The following is a 15309-nucleotide window of genomic DNA, read 5'->3' as shown; positions in this document are numbered from 1 at the left end:
CCTGCTCGGGTCCGCTCAATCCAGCCGCTTGCGGGTCGTGAGCCCGCTTGCCTTGTCCCATTCCTCAGGCGTCATCCGTTGCACGGTAACACCAAAAGTCCAGATGTGGCCCTCCGGATCCTTCGCGCGGTAACTGCGATCGCCGTAGAACTGGGTTGCCGGCTCCTGCAGGATGGTCGCGCCGGCCGCACGCGCACGCTCGCAATGGGCGTCGATGTCCTCGCCTTCGGCGAGCTGGACATGGACGGATTGCGTGTTCTTGCCGCCGATGGAGCGCGGGCTGCTGTGATCTTCGCTCCACTCGCTGCCGATCATGACGACGGAATTGCCATACGACATTTCGGAATGGGCAAGATTGCCATCGCCGTCGAGGATGACGAACAGGGGCTCGAACCCGAATGCGGCTTCGAGCCACCGGTAGGCGGCCTTTGGATCCTGATAGGAGACTGCGCTCGAAAGCCCTTTGCTGCGGTAGGCGTCGCTCATGCTGGAAACTCCTCCTGGTTCGAACCGCCATATTTATCAGAATTTGCGGACAACGCCAGGCGCGGGCCTCCAAGATCTGTAACGCTCGACCACCCTGCTCAAGCATGGGACCGTGCCGCGGTCCCTCGTCGGTCGGCGCAGGCCTCGACCGCCTCGCACACCGCGTGGAACCGGGCATCGTCCAGCCAGGGGCTGTTGCTGATCGACAGCAGCCGGGAGGCCAGATCGCGCGCATGGGGCAATTCGCCGGGCGCCGCGCGCGGCACGGCGTGGCGGTAGGCGGCGTAGTCGGCAAGCGCGTGCGCGAAGGGCAGGCCCAGGCCATCGCCCGCGCCCCAGCCCTCGCGCAACAGCGCGTCGCGGCTGTGGGCGGTCGGCATCGTCACGAGCAAGACGGGCCAGGTGCCGGCCGCGCCCTCGGCGGCCGGGCTGTCGCCCAATACCCGGACGCCGGGGATGCGGGCCAGCCGCGCGATGCGCCGCAGGGCTCGTGCGCGCGTGCGTTCCAGGAAGTCGGGAAGCCGCGCCAGCGCGCGCGCGCCGACGCCGCGGCGCCAGCGCCCTACGCCATGCAGCGGGATGTACGCGCCGAAATCGTCGCCGGCGGCCGCTACCCAATCGCCCTGCTCCAGCGCATGGCGCAGTGGCCGGAGATAGGCCCAGCCCAGTGGACCGGGCCGGTAGAGCGCCCAGTAGCCGAGCAATTCCACGCTGCGCCGCAGGTCCCACGCATGGCCGGCCAGCCGGCGCCGCCACGAGGCCGGCCGGGCCTGTTCGCGCAAGGCGGCGGCGCATGCCTCGCGCAGTTCCGGATCGCGGGCAAGGAGCACGCCACCCTCGAAGATCGTCAGGCCCTTCCCCACCGCGAGGCTGAAGAAGCCGATGTCGCCCTGCAGGCCCACGCTGCGGCCGCCGACCCGCGCGCCGAGCGCCTGCGCGGCGTCCTCGACGACCCAGGCGCCCGCCGCCCGCGCAATGCGCAGCGCCGATGCCACGTCCGCCACGCGGCCCGCCAGGTGGGTCGGCACCACGGCCAGCGTGCGCGTATCGCACAGGCTCTGGAGATGGGCAGGATCCAGGTCCGGCGAGCCGGCCCGCAGGTCGCACAGTGCTAGCCGAAGGCCGCAGTGGGCTACGGCCAGGGCCATGAGCGGGCAGGTATAGGCCGGCACGATGACCGTATCGCGCTCCGGCGACAGCCGTGAAAGCGCCGTCAGCGCGGCGACGAAGGCGGCCGTGCCGGAGCACGCGATCTGCGTGGATTCCACGCCGAGGAAATGCGCGAGCGCCGCGTCGAGGCGGACATTGCCGGGCAGCAGGTCGCCGGCGCGCAGCGGCAGGCCGGCGGTAGGCGGGACCGTGCCGTGGACGGGTTGCGATGGCGCCGGGTCAGCGGCGGCCATCTCGGGCTCCGTGCTCGCCCGCCTCGCTCACGGCCAGGCAGGCAATGCCGCCGAGGATAAGGAGCGCGCCGGCCATCTGCGGCCAGCCGACGGCTTCGCCGAAGAAGACGGCCGACACGGCCAGCACGGAGACGATCTCCAGGTGCGAGGCCGCGAACGCCGGGCCGATGGGCGCGCGCTGCAACAGCGTCATCCATGTGAAGAACGCGCCCAGATAGCCGGCGAAGGCGCCGTAGATCCATGGCTGGCCGAACACGCGCAGCAGCCACGCCGGAGAAAATTCAAGCGGCAGCGCATGTTCGCCCGCGACCTTGAAGCTGATCTGCGCCAGCGTGTCGAACGCCATCAGCGCGAGGAAGCCGACGATGTAGAACCGTTTCACGGCCTCACCCCTTCAGGCCGACCACGGCCACGCCCAGCGCCACCAGCAGGATGCCCAGCACGCGCATGCGCGACAGCCGTTCGCGAAACAGCACCCGCCCCAGCAGCATGATGGCGACGATGTTGATGGAGCCCAGCAGCACCCCTTCGGACAGCGGCACCAGCGACAGGAAGGCCAGCCACAGCAAGAACTCCGCCACGTAGCAGCCGATGCCGAGCCACAGCCATGGCCGCCGGGCCATCCAGGCCCAGCGCGCCAGGCCGTCGCCGGCGCCCGGATCTCCCGCGGCTGCCTTGAATGCGAGCTGCCCGCCGCTGTCCACCAGCACGTTCAGGCTCCACAGCAGCATCACCAGCGGCGGCAAGGCGCCGTCATCCATGCGCGGCCTCCGTGGCCGCAGCCAGCATCGGGCCGTTGCCCGCGGCTGCGGGCGCAGGAGCGGCCTTGCCCGCAGCCGTGCCCATGGCCGTGGCCGTGGCCGGGCCCGCGCTGGCATCCGTGCCCGCGCCGGCCTCGGCGCGAACGCCAGTACCGCTGCCGGCGCCGATCCCCGCCTCCGCGACGGCGGCCGCGAAGGCCGTCACGCGCGCGATCACGGTACGGCGCTCGCGGTCGATCGTGATCATGTGGTAGCTGTCATCGAGCAGCACCAGTTCCACCGGCGCGTTGCGCACGCCGCGCACGATGTCGCGCGCGTTGGAAGCGGAGGCGATGTCGTCGTTGCGGGCGTGGATCACCAGGCAGGGCGCGCGCACCAGGCCCAGTCGGGGCCGGACATGCGCGGCCAGGCCCTGCATCTCGACCACCGACCACCACGGATTGCCCGGCAACCCGGCGGCGGCGCTGTCGCCACCCTGCATCTGCGCCACCACGCGGGCGCGCAGCGCTTCGTCCTTGATGCCGTAGGGCGGCTGTTCCAGGAACATGCGCCGCCGACCGATCCCCAGCGCGCGCAACCACGGCAGCACGAAGGCCAGGCGCGTGTAGGCCGGCATGCTCCAGCCGTCGTGGCGGAAGGTGGTGGACAGCGCGATCACGCCGGCCACCTGCGCCGGCCGTTCCTCGGCCAGCGCGAGCGCCAGCACCGCGCCCATCGACAGGCCGCACACCAGCAGGCGGTCCACCCGGGCCGCCAGCCGGTCGGCGCCGGCGCGCACGCTGGCCAGCCAGTCGCGCCAGCCCGTGTCCACCAGGTCGTCCTGCGTGCCGCAGTGGCCGGCGAGCCGCACCGCATGCACGGTGAAGCCTTCGTTGTTCAGGCCGCGCGCGATCAGCCGCATTTCGTTGGGGGTGCCGGTCAGGCCGTGGATCAGCAGCACGCCGGTACGCGCGTGCCGCCCATGGCCTTCGAGCAGGTATTCGTGCCGCGCCATCGTGCTCGCTGGCGTAGCCTCCTGTCGCTGCGCGACACCCTCCCCGAGGGCGGGCGCGCTCATGCCGCCGGCTCCAGCGCCCGCGGCCCGACGATGGTGGGCAGCAGCGCCAGCGCCTCGCGGAAATCGGCGAACGGGACGTGGGCGATGGCGTGGGCGCGGCAGTGGTCGATCAGGCGGTGTTTGGCCAGCACCAGATCGGCCTTGCCCGACACGCAGAAGTCGGAGCTGCCATCGCCCACGTACAGCACGCGGCCGCGCACCGCCTGCTGTTCGGCCAGGCGTTCGCATTTGCAGTTGCCGCTGGCGCGCGCGCAGGCCGGGCTGGCCCACGGCGATTCCAGCCGCCAGCGGCGCCCGCCGGCCGGCAGCAGGCGGTTGGCGATCACCGGCAGGTGGCCGAGGCCGTGGCGGCCCAGCACGTCGCGGATGGCGCGGTCCAGGCCGTCGCTCACCACCTGCACGGCAATGCCGAGCTCTTGCGCGGCGGCCACGAAATCCGGGAAGCTCGGGTCGATCTCGACCGTGCGCAGCTGCGCGTCCAGCTCTTCGGCGCCCATGTCGAGCAAGGCCACCTGGCCCTGCATGCAGGCGCGCGAGCCGATCTCGCCGCGCTCCCAGGCGGTCTCCAGCGCCTGCCAGCCGGGCATGCCGAAGCGTCCGAGCAGCATGTCGGTCACGTCCTCGACGCTGATGGTGCCGTCGAAATCGCACTGGATGGTCCAGCCCCAGCCCGTGGAAGCGCGCGGCTGCGCGCGCAGGATGCCGTCGTCATTCATGGAAGGTGACCCTCACGTTCTGCCCCACGCGCGCCTGCGGCACGCCATCGAATTCCAGGATGCACTCGACCACCCGCGCGGGGCCGCGCTGCGCGTCGTCCTGCAGCCGGGCGTTGCCGTACAGCGGGCTCAGGCGCGCCACGTGCGCCGGCGGCAGCGGCGCCGCGTCGGCGTCGGCGTCGGTATCGGGCACCACGGTGGCCTGCATGCCGGGCCGCACGGCGGCCACGTAGCTTTCGTTGAGTTCGGCGCGCACGATCAGCGGGCGCTGCGGCAGCAGCACCAGCGCCGGCCTGCCGGCCGCCACGCGCGCCCCCGCCTGCGCCGCCACGCGCACGACGGTGCCGTCCTCGGGCGCGCGCAGTTCCAGCAGCGCCAGCCTTGCGCGCGCCTGCGCCAGCCGGCTTTGCGACACGCCCACTTCGGCATTGGCGATGGCGGCGTCGGCCTCGGCATCGCGCAGCGCCTGGCGGGCGTCGTCGGCCAACTGGGCCTGGACGGCGCCCACGCGCGCGGCCTCGTCCAGCCGCGCGGCGGCCTCGCGCAGCCCGGCCAGGTCGCGGGCGCGGGCCTGGGCGCGCGCGCGGGCCAGCCGCAATTCCGACTCGGCCACCCGCACGTCGGCCTCGGCCGTGCCGCCGGCCAGCCGCAGCAGCAACTGGCCGCGGCGCACCGCCTGGCCCTCGCCGACGGCAAGCTGCCGCACCACGCCGTCCTCGGCGGGCGACAGGTCCACCAGGCCGCCCTGCACCTCGATCTTGCCGCGCGCGATGGCGGCCTCGCGGGGAGCGGGGACGGAGCCGACAGCCTGCCCCGCCGGATCGCCGGCCGCGGCATGGTCCGCCCCATCGGAGCAAGCCGCGAGCGCCAGTCCCGCCGCCAGCGCCAACGCGCGCCAGTCCGGACGCAAGTCGCAAATCATATGGATTTCCCCTGGCGCTGCGCGCCTTCAACGCCGCACGAACTTGCGCCCCCCCATCCAGGATGCGGCGGATCCGGCTCCGCCGGCCCGCCCGCATCGCCCCCTGGGGGGCGCGCGAAGCGCGTAGGGGGAGGCCCTTCCCTCCAATCGCTGCGGATGGTGCCGTCTTCCATGCCGAGCACGCGGTCGGCATGGCGCACCAGACGCGGGTCGTGGCTCACGCACAGCACGGTGGCGCCGTGGGTGCGGGCGATGCGGTGCAGGATGTCGATCACGCGCTGGCCGCTTTCGGCGTCGAGCGCGCTGGTCGGCTCGTCGGCGAACAGCAGTTGCGGCTCCTTGGCGAGGGCGCGGGCGATGGCCACGCGCTGCTTTTCGCCGCCCGACAACTGGGCCGGCCGCATGTGGGCGCGATGGCCCAACCCCACTTCGTCGAGCGCGCGCAGCGCGCGTTCGGCGCTGCGCCGGTTGTCCATCCCCAGGTAGCCCAGCGGCAGCTGCACCTGCTCCTGCGCGGTCAGCGCGGGAAAAAGGTTGAAGCCCTGGAACACGAAGCCGGTGTGGTGCAGGCGGAAGCGTTCCAGCGCGCGCCGCCCCAGCGTGCCGAGGTCCTGCCCCAGCGCGTAGGTGCGGCCCTCGTCGGGGCATTGCAGCCCGGACAGCAGCGACAGCAGCGTGCTCTTGCCGCAGCCCGACGGGCCCGAGACCAGCGTCAGCTCGCCCGGGTACAGGTCGAGCGTGATCGCATGCAGCACCTGCACGTTCACCACGCCGGACAGGAATGATTTGCTGACGTTGTCGGCCCGCAGGCTGGGGGCCTTGGCGGGCGGCGGCGCGGGATGCGTGGAGACGGCGGCATGCATGGCGTTTCCTCCTCAGCGCAGCAGCAGCGTGGGGTCGGCGCGCAGCAGGCCGCGCACCGCCGCCAGGCTCGACAACAGGGCCATGACGCCCACCAGCGCGGCGCAGGCCAGCGCCACGCCCGGCGTCATCGCCACCGGCACCTGGTAGGCGGCGGCCGCCGCCAGCAGGATCGCGCTGGCGGCCACCGCCAGCACCAGCCCCAGCCCGCCGATCCAGCACGACTGCGCGACCACCACGCGGCCCAGCGCGCCTCGGCTGGCGCCCAGCGCATTGAGCGTGGCGTACTCGCGCGCCGACCCGGCCACCACCGCGGCGAACGACTGGCTGGTGATGACCGCGCCCACCAGGCAGACGATCAGCGCCATGAACAACACCGCGACGCCGGCCCCGGTATCGAGCAGCCAGTAGCGTTGCGAACGGTGCGCGAAGGCGCGGGCGGTCCAGACCTCGTACGGCCCGAAGGCGCCGCCGCCGGACGCCAGCCGCGCCAGCGCGGCCTCGGCCTGCTGCGGCTGCGCGGTGCGCGCCACGTAGTAGGTGTTGCCGCGCCCGGCGTCCGGCCCGGCGATCTCCCGGGCGGTGTCCAGCGAGGCGAGCACGTTCACGCCGCCCAGCCCGCGCAGCCCCTGCACCACGGCGACCACGCGCACGGGATGCGTATTGATCCAGGCGCGGCCGCCGTCGCCCACGCCGAGCGTATCGAGATCGGCCGGGTCGACGATGACCGCGCCCGGTTCGCGCAGCCGCGCCCGCAGCGACGGCGGCAGCACGGCGGAGAACAGCATGGCGTCGGCGCCGGTGGCGATGCCCGACAGGTAGACCGATACGCTGGTTTCAGAGGCGGCGCTGGCATGCCAGTCGCCGTCCACCCACAGATAGGGCTCGACGGCGGTCACGTCCGGGTCCATGCGCAGCCGCATCTCCACGTCGCGGCTGATGGGGCGGCCGAAGTTCACGCTCTGGGTGCCGGGATAGCCGGCCCACAGATCGGCCGACGAGGCCGTCACGTACAGCGCGGCGCTGCCGAAGATGCCCAGCACCAGCGCCGCCTGCACCGCCAGCAGCACGCCCGAGAAACCGACCGCCAGTACCACCGGCACGAAGCGGCGCCACTCGTACGCCAGCGTCTTGCGCGCCAGCGCGATCATGGCGCGGCCTCCGGCGCCGGCAGCGGCGCGCCGCCCAGCGCCTTGTACAGCGCGACGAAAGCCAGCGCCTGCGCGGCCTGGGCGGTGGCCAGGTCGGCCTGCGCCTGCAGGTCGGCACGGCGGCCGGCCAGGCCGTCGAATTCGCTGGCCAGGCCGAGGCCGGCCAGCGTGCGGTGCGCCTGCAGGCGGCCGTCCAGCGTGCGGCGGACCTCTTCCAGCGCGGCGGCGCGCTCGCCCTGCCGCGCCAGCGCCGCCAGCGCGTCTTCGGTTTCGGCCACGCCGTCGAGCACGGCCTTGCGGTAGCCGGTCAGGGCGGTGTCGAGGTCTTGTTCGCCGGCGCGCGCCTGCGCGCGGCGCAAGCCCCAGTCCCACAGGGGAATGTCGATCACCGGGCCGACGGCGGGCGCCTTGTCGGAAGTGGTGCGGACGTTCTGCGTGATGTTGTAGGCATACAGCAGCGAGCCGCCCAGCGCCAGGCGCGGGTACAGCGCCGAGCGCGCCATTCCCAGCGCCGCCGCCGCCCGCAGCACCCCGGCCTCGGCCGCCTGGATGTCGGGGCGGGTGCGCAGCAGGTCGGCCGGCACCTGGGCCAGCGAGAAGGACGGCGCCATCGCCGGCGGCGCGGCCTGGCGCCAGACGGGGTCCGGCGCGTCGCGGCCCAGCAGCACGGACAGCGCGCGCGCCGCGCGGTCGGCCGCCTCGCCCACCAGCGCCTGTTCGGCCCGGGTCTGCGCCGCGCGCAGCACCGCCTGGGCCCCTTCGTCTGGCGTGCCCAGGTGGGCGCGCACCCGCTCCTGCGCCAGGACGAGCGCCCGTTCGTCCAGCGCCTGCATGCGCGCCAGCAAGGCGGCCTGGCGGCGGGCATTGCCCAGGTCCAGGTAGTTGCGCACGACGTCGGCCACCACGGCCACGCGCACGCCCTGCTCGCGCGCCTGGGCCGCGCGCACCTCGGCCGCGCCTGCCAGGCGCGCGCTTTCCGCGGCGCCGAACAGGCCCAGCTCCCACACCATGTCGATGCTGGCCTGGAAATAGGTATCGGTGGCCGAGACGTTCTGCACCGTGCGCGCGCCGGCGCTGAAAGAGGGCTGAAAGCGGGCCTGCGAGCGGGCCGCGATGATCCGTTCGCGCCGCAGGCGGCCGGCGGCCTGCGCGATGTCGAGGTTATGGGCCAGCGCTTGGTCCACCAGCGCATCGAGCGCCGGATCGCGCAACGCCTTCCACCACGCGCGCAACGCCACCGGCGGCGCGGCGGCCGGCCGCGGCTCGGTCCACGCGGCGGGCGTGCGGTCCGGCAGATCGGGAATGGTCGGCGCCATGCAGCCCGCCAGCAGCGCGCCGGACAAGGCCACGGCGCCGCGGCGGAGCGGGAGAAAGGCGAGGAAACGTGGCACGCGGCAGTCGATCGGTAACGCGCGCGGCGGTTGCCGCGCAAAAAACCAGGTGCCGCACTATGCCTGCGCAACGTTGCGCGGTCGTGCACGGATCATGGAGGAACGATGGAGGCCGCGGGACCGCGGACCGCTCAATCCCCTGCCGGGGCCGCCGGCAGCGTGACGGTGAAGCAGGCGCCGCCGCGTTCCGAGGTGCCGGCGCGCACCGCGCCGCCCAGTTGCAGGGCCAGCGCGCGCACGATCGACAGCCCCAGCCCCGATCCGCCGCCCTGCCGTCCCGGCCCGCGCGGGAAACGCTCGAACGGCCGTTCGCGCATCCAGGCCGGCAGCCCGGGCCCGGCGTCGCTCACGCTCAGCTTCACGTAGCCGCCCTCGGCCTCGACCGCCACGCCGATCCAGCGGCCGGCGGCGCCGTGCCGCAGCGCGTTCTCCAGCAAATTGGACAGGATCTGCCGCAGGCGGTCGGGGTCGGCTTCGACGATCGCCGTGCCCGGCTCGCGCGGCGGCCGCCATTCCAGCTCGGCGCCGTGTTCGGCGATGCGGCGCGCGTAGCCCGCCAGCGCGTCGCCCACCAGCGCGTCCAGCTCGAGCCGTTCGCTGTACAGCGAGAGCTGGCCGGCATCGGTCATCGACAGCGTGTGCAGGTCGCTGACCAGCCTTCCCAGGTGCTCGGCCTGGTCCAGCAGCGCCCGCAGTTCCGAGTCGCTGGCCGGGATGACGCCGTCGCAGATGGCGTGCAGGCGGGCGATCTGCACCGCCAGCGGCGTGCGCAGTTCATGCGAGATGGAAGCGGCGGTGACGCGCCGTTCGCGCTCCAGGCCTTCCAGCGAATCGATCATGTGGTTGAAGTCGCGCAGCATGTCGGCCATCTCGCCGCGGGCGCGGCCGGGATGGGCGCGCGCGGCGAAATCGCCGATCGCCACGCGACGCGCCACTTCGGCCATGGAGGCCAGCGGCTGGGTGACGATGCGCGATACCCAGAACCCGACGGCCAGGCCGAACGGCAGCCCCACCACCAGGCCGATGACCAGAGACACCTGCTCGCCGAACAGCAGGTCGCTGCGCCAGTACTGGCTGTAGATCTGCATCGCCCGCGGGCTGTCTTCGAGGTCGCGGTCTTTGAGGTCGTCAAGCTCGGAGCGCACTGAGGATGGCAGCGCGTTGTAGAAATTCTGGTACTCGGCTGCCCAGAACAGCGCCATGCCGGCGGTCAGCAGCACCATCGCGACCACCACGGTAGCGGCGATGCTGAGACCGAAGCGGACCCAGATGCGGTCTAGTCCCCGGGCCATAGGCGATAGCCGATGCCGCGCACCGCTTCGATCAGTTCCCCCTGCCCGGCCGCCTGCAGCTTGCGGCGCAGCTTGGAGATGTGGGAGTCGATCACGCGCTCCAGCGCCTCGCTCTCGGGCAGGCAGTGCTCGATCAGGTAGCTGCGGGAAAAGCAGCGGCGCGGCTGTTCGGCCAGGCAGGCGAGCAGCCGGAATTCGGTCAGCGTGAGCGGCAGCTGCACGGAGCGTCCGCCCTCGAAGTGGACCATCGCGGCGTGCGCCTGCTCGTCGATCTCAAGGCGCCCGACGCGGATCGGCGTGGCCTGCCTGCGCGCGCCGGAACGCCGCAATACGGCCCGCACGCGCGCCACCACCTCGGCCGGGCTGAACGGCTTGACCACGTAGTCGTCGGCCCCCAGGCGCAGGCCCAGCAGCTTGTCGACGTCGTCTGCCAGCGCGGTGACCATGATCACGGGCGTGGGGCCGTCGTCGCGGATGGCGCGCAGCACGTCGACGCCGTCCATGCCGGGCAGCAGGACGTCGAGCAGCACGATGTCGGGACGCAGCCGGCGGAACAGCCGCAGCGCCTCCAGGCCGTCGGACGCCAGGTGCGTGCGCAGGCCGTCGCGCCGCAGATAGGCGTCGAGGATGCTCGCGATGCCGGACTCGTCTTCGACCACGAGCACCAGCGGACTGGTGGAGGAGACCTGTGAAGGAGGAGAAAGGGACATGGACATCACGACACACGGCGTGCCCGGATGGCGGGCGCTTCGGACATGGCGCGGACCGGCGGTCCGCGCCGGCCCTCGCGGGCCGCTATCTTACAACGCCGGGCGCGCACGGCATCGCCATGCTTGCGCATGCCGCCGCCGCGACACTGGCGAAGCGGCCTTGACCTTGGAGCAACTTCAGGGTTTACCGTTATCGTTGTCGTATCACCTCCGGGAACGGAACCTGTGAGCACCTCCCATACGCTGAAGCTGCGCATCGAAGGCATGGATTGCGCCTCCTGCGCGCTGAAGATCGAAAACGCGATGAAGCGCCTGCCCGGCGTCAGCGACATCCAGGTCAGCTATGGCCAGGAGAGCCTGTCGCTGACGTTCGACGAAGGCCGGACTTCGCGGGTCGCCATTGAAAACAAGATCCGCACGCTGGGCTACAAGCCGGTCGGCGGGGCCGGCCAGGCGCGCGGCCGTGACGGCGCTCACGGTCTGGGCCAGGGCCACGCTCGCGGTCATGACCATGCGCATGACCATGGCCATGCGCATGGTCACGCTCACGACCACGCCGGTCCTGCCCGCGGCCCGTGGTGGCGCGGCCGCAATGCCGTCCTGACCGCGGCCATCGGCGTCCTGTTCCTGGTGGCCGCCACGGTGGCGCATGCCGCGCCGGAAGCCGCCCGCTGGGCCTACGCGGCGGCCGCGCTGGTGGCCGTCGCCCCGTTCGCGCGGCGCGCGTATGCCGGCGCGGTGTCGGGCACGCCGTTCAGCATCGAAATGCTGATGACCATCGCCGCGGTGGGCGCGATCCTGATCGGCGCCGTCGAGGAAGCGGTGGTCGTGGTGTTCCTGTTCGCGCTGGGCGAACTGCTCGAAACCATCGCGGCCGGCAAGGCGCGGGCCGGCATCGAATCGCTGGCGGCGCTGGTACCGCGCGAAGCCCTGCGCGAGCGGGCGGGCGGCCTCGGTGTCGCGGGTAGCGCGGGCGTCGCGGAGGGCGCGGGCAGCACCGATGATGCGGCTGGCGCCGTCGAGCTCGAACGCGTGCCGGCCTCCGCGCTGGCGGTGGGCGACATCGTGGTCGTCCGGCCGGGTGACCGCGTTCCGTCCGACGGCAGGGTGATCGGCGGCGCGGCTGAAGTTGACGAGGCCCCGGTCACCGGCGAATCGGTGCCGGTGGCCAAGGCGGCCGGCGCCGAGGTGTATGCCGGCAGCATCAGCACCAACGGCGAACTGCGCGTGGAAGTCAGCCGCGCGGCTGCCGACAACACCATCGCGCGCATCGTCCACCTGGTCGAGCAGGCGCAGGAGTCCAAGGCCCCCACCGCGCGCCTGATCGATCGCTTCAGCCGCTGGTATACGCCGGCGGCCATGGGCGCCGCGCTGCTGGTGGCCATCGTGCCGCCGCTGCTGTTCGGGGCCGCCTGGACCACCTGGATCTATCGCGCGCTGGCCACGCTGCTGATCGCCTGCCCTTGCGCGCTGGTAATCTCTACCCCGGCCGCGATCGCATCGGCGCTGGCCGCCGGCGCGCGGCGCGGCCTGCTGGTCAAGGGCGGCGCGGCGCTCGAAACGCTGGGCCGGGTCCGCACGGTGGCCTTCGACAAGACAGGCACGCTCACGATCGGCCGGCCGCAGGTGACCGACATCGTGCCCGTGGCCGGCGCCGCCGGCGGCGAGCCGGTCGCACCGGTCGCACCGGACGCCGGCACTGGCACTGGCTCCGGCACCGGCGGCATCCCGGCAATACATCCCGCTGCAGAGAACGACCTGCTGGCGATGGCCGCCGCCGTCGAGCGCAAGACCAGCCACCCGCTGGGCGCGGCCATCGTCGCGGCAGCCGCCGCGCGCGGGCTCGAACTGCCGGCCAGCTACGGCGCCGCGCTGACCGTGCCCGGCAAGGCGGTCACCGCGCGCCTGAAAGGCGGCTTCGCGTCGGTCGGTTCGCCGCGCTACGCCGCCGAACAGGCACCGCTGGAAAAACCGCTGCAGCAGCGCCTGGAAGCGCTGGAGCAAGAGGGCAAGACGGTGGTCGCGGTCCTGTCGGGCAAGCGGCTCGCCGGCCTGATCGCGCTGCGCGACGAACCGCGCGACGACGCGGCGCGGGCCGTCGGCGCGTTGCACCGCATGGGCGTCGACACCGTCATGCTGACCGGCGACAACCGCCGCACGGCGCGGGCCGTCGGCTCGGCCGTGGGCGTGCGGCCGGTGGCCGAACTGCTGCCGGACGCCAAGCTCGCGGAAATCGCGGCCCTCAGGCAGAATGGATCGGTGGCGATGGTCGGCGACGGTATCAACGACGCGCCGGCGCTGGCCGCGGCATCGGTCGGCATCGCGATGGGCAGCGGCACCGACGTCGCGCTGGAAACGGCCGACGCCGCCCTGCTGCACGATCGCGTCGCCGGCGTGGCCGAGCTGATCGCGTTGTCGCGCGCCACGTTGTCCAACATCTGGCAGAACATCGGCATCGCGCTGGGGTTGAAAGCCGTCTTCCTGGCCACGACGCTGCTGGGCGTCACCAGCCTGTGGATGGCGATCCTGGCCGACACCGGCGCCACCGTGCTGGTCACGGCCAACGCGCTGCGGCTGCTGCGCCGCGGCCGCTGAAGGCTTCGGATGCCGCCTGACACCACCGCAGCGAGGATCTCATGGAAATCGGTTTCATCGGATTGGGCAATATGGGCGCCGCGATGGCGTCGAACCTGCTGAAAGCGGGCCATCGGGTGACGGTATGGAACCGTTCGCCCGCCCGCGCCGACGCGCTGGTGGCCGCCGGCGCGCGCCGGGCCGCCACGCCGGCGGAGGCGGCGGCCGGCGAACTGGTCGTCACGATGCTGGCCGACGACGCGGCGGTGGAAGGGGTCGTGTTCGGCGCGGACGGCCTGCTCGCCGCCGCCGGCCCGGCGCTCCACGTGTCGATGAGCACCATTGGCGTCGCGCTGGCCGACCGCCTGGCCCAGGCCCACGCCGAAGCCGGCCGCGGCTTCGTCTGCGCGCCGGTGTTCGGCCGCCCGGCCGCGGCCGGCGCCGACGACGCGCTGGCGCGCTGCGAACCGACCTTCGCCGCGATGGGACAGAAGGTCTTCCGTATCGGCGCCAAGCCCTCCGCCGCCAATGTCGTCAAGCTGTGCGGCAACTTCATGATCATGGCCACGATCGAAACCCTGGCCGAGGCGATGTCGCTGTGCCGGAAATCCGGCGTGCCGGAAGCCGGCCTGCTGGATGTACTGACCGGCACGCTGTTCAGCGCCCCGGTCTACCAGGTCTACGGCGAGATCCTGCTCGAACGGCGCTTCCGGCCCGCCGGCTTCGCCGCGCCGCTCGGGCTCAAGGACATGCGGCTGGTGGGCGAAGCGGCCGACGGCGCGGGCGCGGCGATGCCGCTGCTGGAACTGGTCAAGGCCCACCTGCTCGACACGCTGGAGCACGAAGGTCCGGACGTGGACTGGAGCGCGATCGCCACCGCGGTGGACCGCCTCAGCGCGCCGGCGGCACGTTGAGCTTCTCGTCCAGGAAGCGCCCGCGCTCCATCAGCGGTTCGCCGTCCAGCAGCACGGTGCAGTCGCACATCGGGGTATCGATATGCCCCTTGGTATCGCGCTTGCCGCCCATGTCCGTATTGGGCCCGGTGGAGAACAGGAAATTGCCCTTGAACACCCGCGCCATGATGTGCAGTTCGTCGAAATTGTTGCCGTGGCGCATGATCTGGTCCCAGTGGCCGCCGGGGTGCAGCCCCACGCCCAGGTGCGACACCGCGTAGGGATCGAGGTCGTCGGGCGAGCGCTTGTTGCTGTCGAGCCAGTAGCGGAACGCCTTGGCGTCCAGCCCGCCTTCCACGCTGCGGATGAAGCCGTCGCGCACTTCCAGCCGCACCGGGCTCTCGATGGCGCGGATGTACGGCAGGATCCACATGTCGCCCGGACTCAGCACCACCACGCCGTTGGCCGAACCCTCGTCGGGAAAGTTGGTGATGTGGCCCGCGCCCCAGGCGTCGAAACGGCCCGGCAGTTCGGCAAAGCCGTACTGCTCCTTCACCTTGAATTCGCCGCGCCGCCACGACAGGTCGGTGCCGGCGTCCGACAGCAGCCGGATCTCGCGCGCCTTGCCCCACAGCGCGGAGGCGTGCTGGACGGCCTCCTTCAATCCGGGCGGCGAGATCAGCCTGGCCAGCACGTCCGGCGAATCGCCGATCGACAGCACGCGCGCGCCGGCCTCGCGCACGCGCTTCTGCCAGCCGGCGAAGTTGGGCGGATGGAACACGCAGATCAGGTCGGCGGCGCACAGCGCTTCCATCAGACCCTTGGCCTTGCCGATGACGTCGACGCCGATGTGCAGCCAGGCGGGCGAGGTGCTGATGCCCAGCTCGTACACGCTGGCGCCCAGGTCCTCGGCGGCGACCTGCGCCGCCTGCACGTAGTCGCGGCGGGTGGAGCCGTCGGTCAGCAGGACCACCGTTTCGCCGGCGGCGACGCGGCACAGTTCGAACTGCTTGCGGAACAGATCGGGGATTCTTGCGGGATTGACCAGTTGCTTGCTCATGGCGTTGTCTTCCTCGACGGGGATTCAGGCAT

15 protein-coding genes are annotated in these 15309 nt (G+C 72.4%); 2 read left to right on the top strand and 13 right to left on the bottom strand.

What is annotated here, in order from left to right; genetic code table 11:
• Positions 1-15: 15 nt before the first annotated feature.
• The 12 genes from ABD927_RS15190 to ABD927_RS15135 form a co-directional block, all read right to left on the bottom strand.
• Complete coding sequence (locus ABD927_RS15190; protein WP_345250680.1) at positions 16-486, bottom strand: VOC family protein; 471 nt, start codon at positions 484-486, stop codon at positions 16-18.
• Between the two features lie 98 nt (positions 487-584).
• Positions 585-1889: a DegT/DnrJ/EryC1/StrS family aminotransferase gene (locus ABD927_RS15185; protein ID WP_345250679.1), complete on the bottom strand. Its 1305-nt coding sequence runs from the start codon at positions 1887-1889 to the stop codon at positions 585-587.
• The gene (locus ABD927_RS15180; RefSeq protein WP_345250678.1) at positions 1876-2271 is read right to left on the bottom strand and encodes a DMT family transporter; all 396 of its coding nucleotides are present in this window, start codon (positions 2269-2271) and stop codon (positions 1876-1878) included. The genes ABD927_RS15185 and ABD927_RS15180 overlap by 14 nt, the downstream gene beginning before the upstream one ends.
• 4 nt (positions 2272-2275) lie before the next feature.
• Entirely contained in the window at positions 2276-2650 is a 375-nt protein-coding gene (locus ABD927_RS15175) for an EamA family transporter (RefSeq protein WP_345250677.1), read from the bottom strand.
• Positions 2643-3707, bottom strand: coding sequence for an alpha/beta hydrolase (locus ABD927_RS15170; RefSeq protein ID WP_345250676.1), 1065 nt, complete (start codon positions 3705-3707; stop codon positions 2643-2645). Before ABD927_RS15170 ends, ABD927_RS15175 begins: the two co-directional genes overlap by 8 nt.
• Positions 3704-4423 (bottom strand): MtnX-like HAD-IB family phosphatase, encoded by a 720-nt coding sequence (locus tag ABD927_RS15165; RefSeq protein ID WP_345250675.1) that lies wholly within the window; start codon positions 4421-4423, stop codon positions 3704-3706. Before ABD927_RS15165 ends, ABD927_RS15170 begins: the two co-directional genes overlap by 4 nt.
• Positions 4416-5345 (bottom strand): HlyD family secretion protein, encoded by a 930-nt coding sequence (locus tag ABD927_RS15160; RefSeq protein ID WP_345250674.1) that lies wholly within the window; start codon positions 5343-5345, stop codon positions 4416-4418. Before ABD927_RS15160 ends, ABD927_RS15165 begins: the two co-directional genes overlap by 8 nt.
• On the bottom strand, positions 5342-6208 hold the full coding sequence (locus ABD927_RS15155; RefSeq protein WP_345250673.1) for an ABC transporter ATP-binding protein: 867 nt from the start codon (positions 6206-6208) through the stop codon (positions 5342-5344). Before ABD927_RS15155 ends, ABD927_RS15160 begins: the two co-directional genes overlap by 4 nt.
• Positions 6209-6220: 12 nt before the next feature.
• Positions 6221-7357: an ABC transporter permease gene (locus ABD927_RS15150; RefSeq protein ID WP_345250672.1), complete on the bottom strand. Its 1137-nt coding sequence runs from the start codon at positions 7355-7357 to the stop codon at positions 6221-6223.
• A complete protein-coding gene (locus ABD927_RS15145) occupies positions 7354-8748 on the bottom strand; it encodes a TolC family protein (RefSeq protein WP_345250671.1) in 1395 nt (464 codons plus the stop codon). The genes ABD927_RS15150 and ABD927_RS15145 overlap by 4 nt, the downstream gene beginning before the upstream one ends.
• A 131-nt stretch (positions 8749-8879) precedes the next feature.
• Positions 8880-10040, bottom strand: coding sequence for a sensor histidine kinase (locus ABD927_RS15140; RefSeq protein ID WP_345250670.1), 1161 nt, complete (start codon positions 10038-10040; stop codon positions 8880-8882).
• Positions 10025-10750 (bottom strand): response regulator, encoded by a 726-nt coding sequence (locus tag ABD927_RS15135; RefSeq protein WP_345250669.1) that lies wholly within the window; start codon positions 10748-10750, stop codon positions 10025-10027. The genes ABD927_RS15140 and ABD927_RS15135 overlap by 16 nt, the downstream gene beginning before the upstream one ends.
• 264 nt (positions 10751-11014) lie before the next feature.
• Here ABD927_RS15135 and ABD927_RS15130 point away from each other — a divergent pair, with 264 nt between their 5' ends.
• Both ABD927_RS15130 and ABD927_RS15125 read left to right on the top strand, forming a co-directional pair.
• Positions 11015-13345: a heavy metal translocating P-type ATPase gene (locus ABD927_RS15130; protein WP_425570262.1), complete on the top strand. Its 2331-nt coding sequence runs from the start codon at positions 11015-11017 to the stop codon at positions 13343-13345.
• 41 nt (positions 13346-13386) lie between these two features.
• Entirely contained in the window at positions 13387-14238 is an 852-nt protein-coding gene (locus ABD927_RS15125) for an NAD(P)-dependent oxidoreductase (RefSeq protein ID WP_345250667.1), read from the top strand.
• On the opposite strand, the gene ABD927_RS15120 is transcribed toward ABD927_RS15125, so the two are convergent.
• The gene (locus ABD927_RS15120) at positions 14216-15277 is read right to left on the bottom strand and encodes a 2,5-dihydroxypyridine 5,6-dioxygenase NicX family protein (protein WP_345250666.1); all 1062 of its coding nucleotides are present in this window, start codon (positions 15275-15277) and stop codon (positions 14216-14218) included. The genes ABD927_RS15125 and ABD927_RS15120 overlap by 23 nt on opposite strands.
• Between the last annotated feature and the right edge of the window lie 32 nt (positions 15278-15309).

Origin of the sequence: Pigmentiphaga soli (genome assembly GCF_039541095.1) — a bacterium.
Classification (GTDB): domain Bacteria; phylum Pseudomonadota; class Gammaproteobacteria; order Burkholderiales; family Burkholderiaceae_B; genus Pigmentiphaga; species Pigmentiphaga soli.
Note: the sequence above shows the minus strand (reverse complement) of the source record. Positions and strands in the feature narration are given on the sequence as shown.

Bases quoted from the DNA above. Each gene is read 5' to 3' on its own strand.
- ABD927_RS15190 (WP_345250680.1), bottom strand. From the start codon at position 486: ATGAGCGACGCCTACCGCAGCAAAGGGCTTTCGAGCGCAGTCTCCTAT.
- ABD927_RS15185 (WP_345250679.1), bottom strand. From the start codon at position 1,889: ATGGCCGCCGCTGACCCGGCGCCATCGCAACCCGTCCACGGCACGGTC.
- ABD927_RS15175 (WP_345250677.1), bottom strand. From the start codon at position 2,650: ATGGATGACGGCGCCTTGCCGCCGCTGGTGATGCTGCTGTGGAGCCTG.
- ABD927_RS15170 (WP_345250676.1), bottom strand. From the start codon at position 3,707: ATGAGCGCGCCCGCCCTCGGGGAGGGTGTCGCGCAGCGACAGGAGGCT.
- ABD927_RS15165 (WP_345250675.1), bottom strand. From the start codon at position 4,423: ATGAATGACGACGGCATCCTGCGCGCGCAGCCGCGCGCTTCCACGGGC.
- ABD927_RS15160 (WP_345250674.1), bottom strand. From the start codon at position 5,345: ATGATTTGCGACTTGCGTCCGGACTGGCGCGCGTTGGCGCTGGCGGCG.
- ABD927_RS15155 (WP_345250673.1), bottom strand. From the start codon at position 6,208: ATGCATGCCGCCGTCTCCACGCATCCCGCGCCGCCGCCCGCCAAGGCC.
- ABD927_RS15150 (WP_345250672.1), bottom strand. From the start codon at position 7,357: ATGATCGCGCTGGCGCGCAAGACGCTGGCGTACGAGTGGCGCCGCTTC.
- ABD927_RS15140 (WP_345250670.1), bottom strand. From the start codon at position 10,040: ATGGCCCGGGGACTAGACCGCATCTGGGTCCGCTTCGGTCTCAGCATC.
- ABD927_RS15135 (WP_345250669.1), bottom strand. From the start codon at position 10,750: ATGTCCCTTTCTCCTCCTTCACAGGTCTCCTCCACCAGTCCGCTGGTG.
- ABD927_RS15130 (WP_425570262.1), top strand. From the start codon at position 11,015: ATGGATTGCGCCTCCTGCGCGCTGAAGATCGAAAACGCGATGAAGCGC.
- ABD927_RS15125 (WP_345250667.1), top strand. From the start codon at position 13,387: ATGGAAATCGGTTTCATCGGATTGGGCAATATGGGCGCCGCGATGGCG.
- ABD927_RS15120 (WP_345250666.1), bottom strand. From the start codon at position 15,277: ATGAGCAAGCAACTGGTCAATCCCGCAAGAATCCCCGATCTGTTCCGC.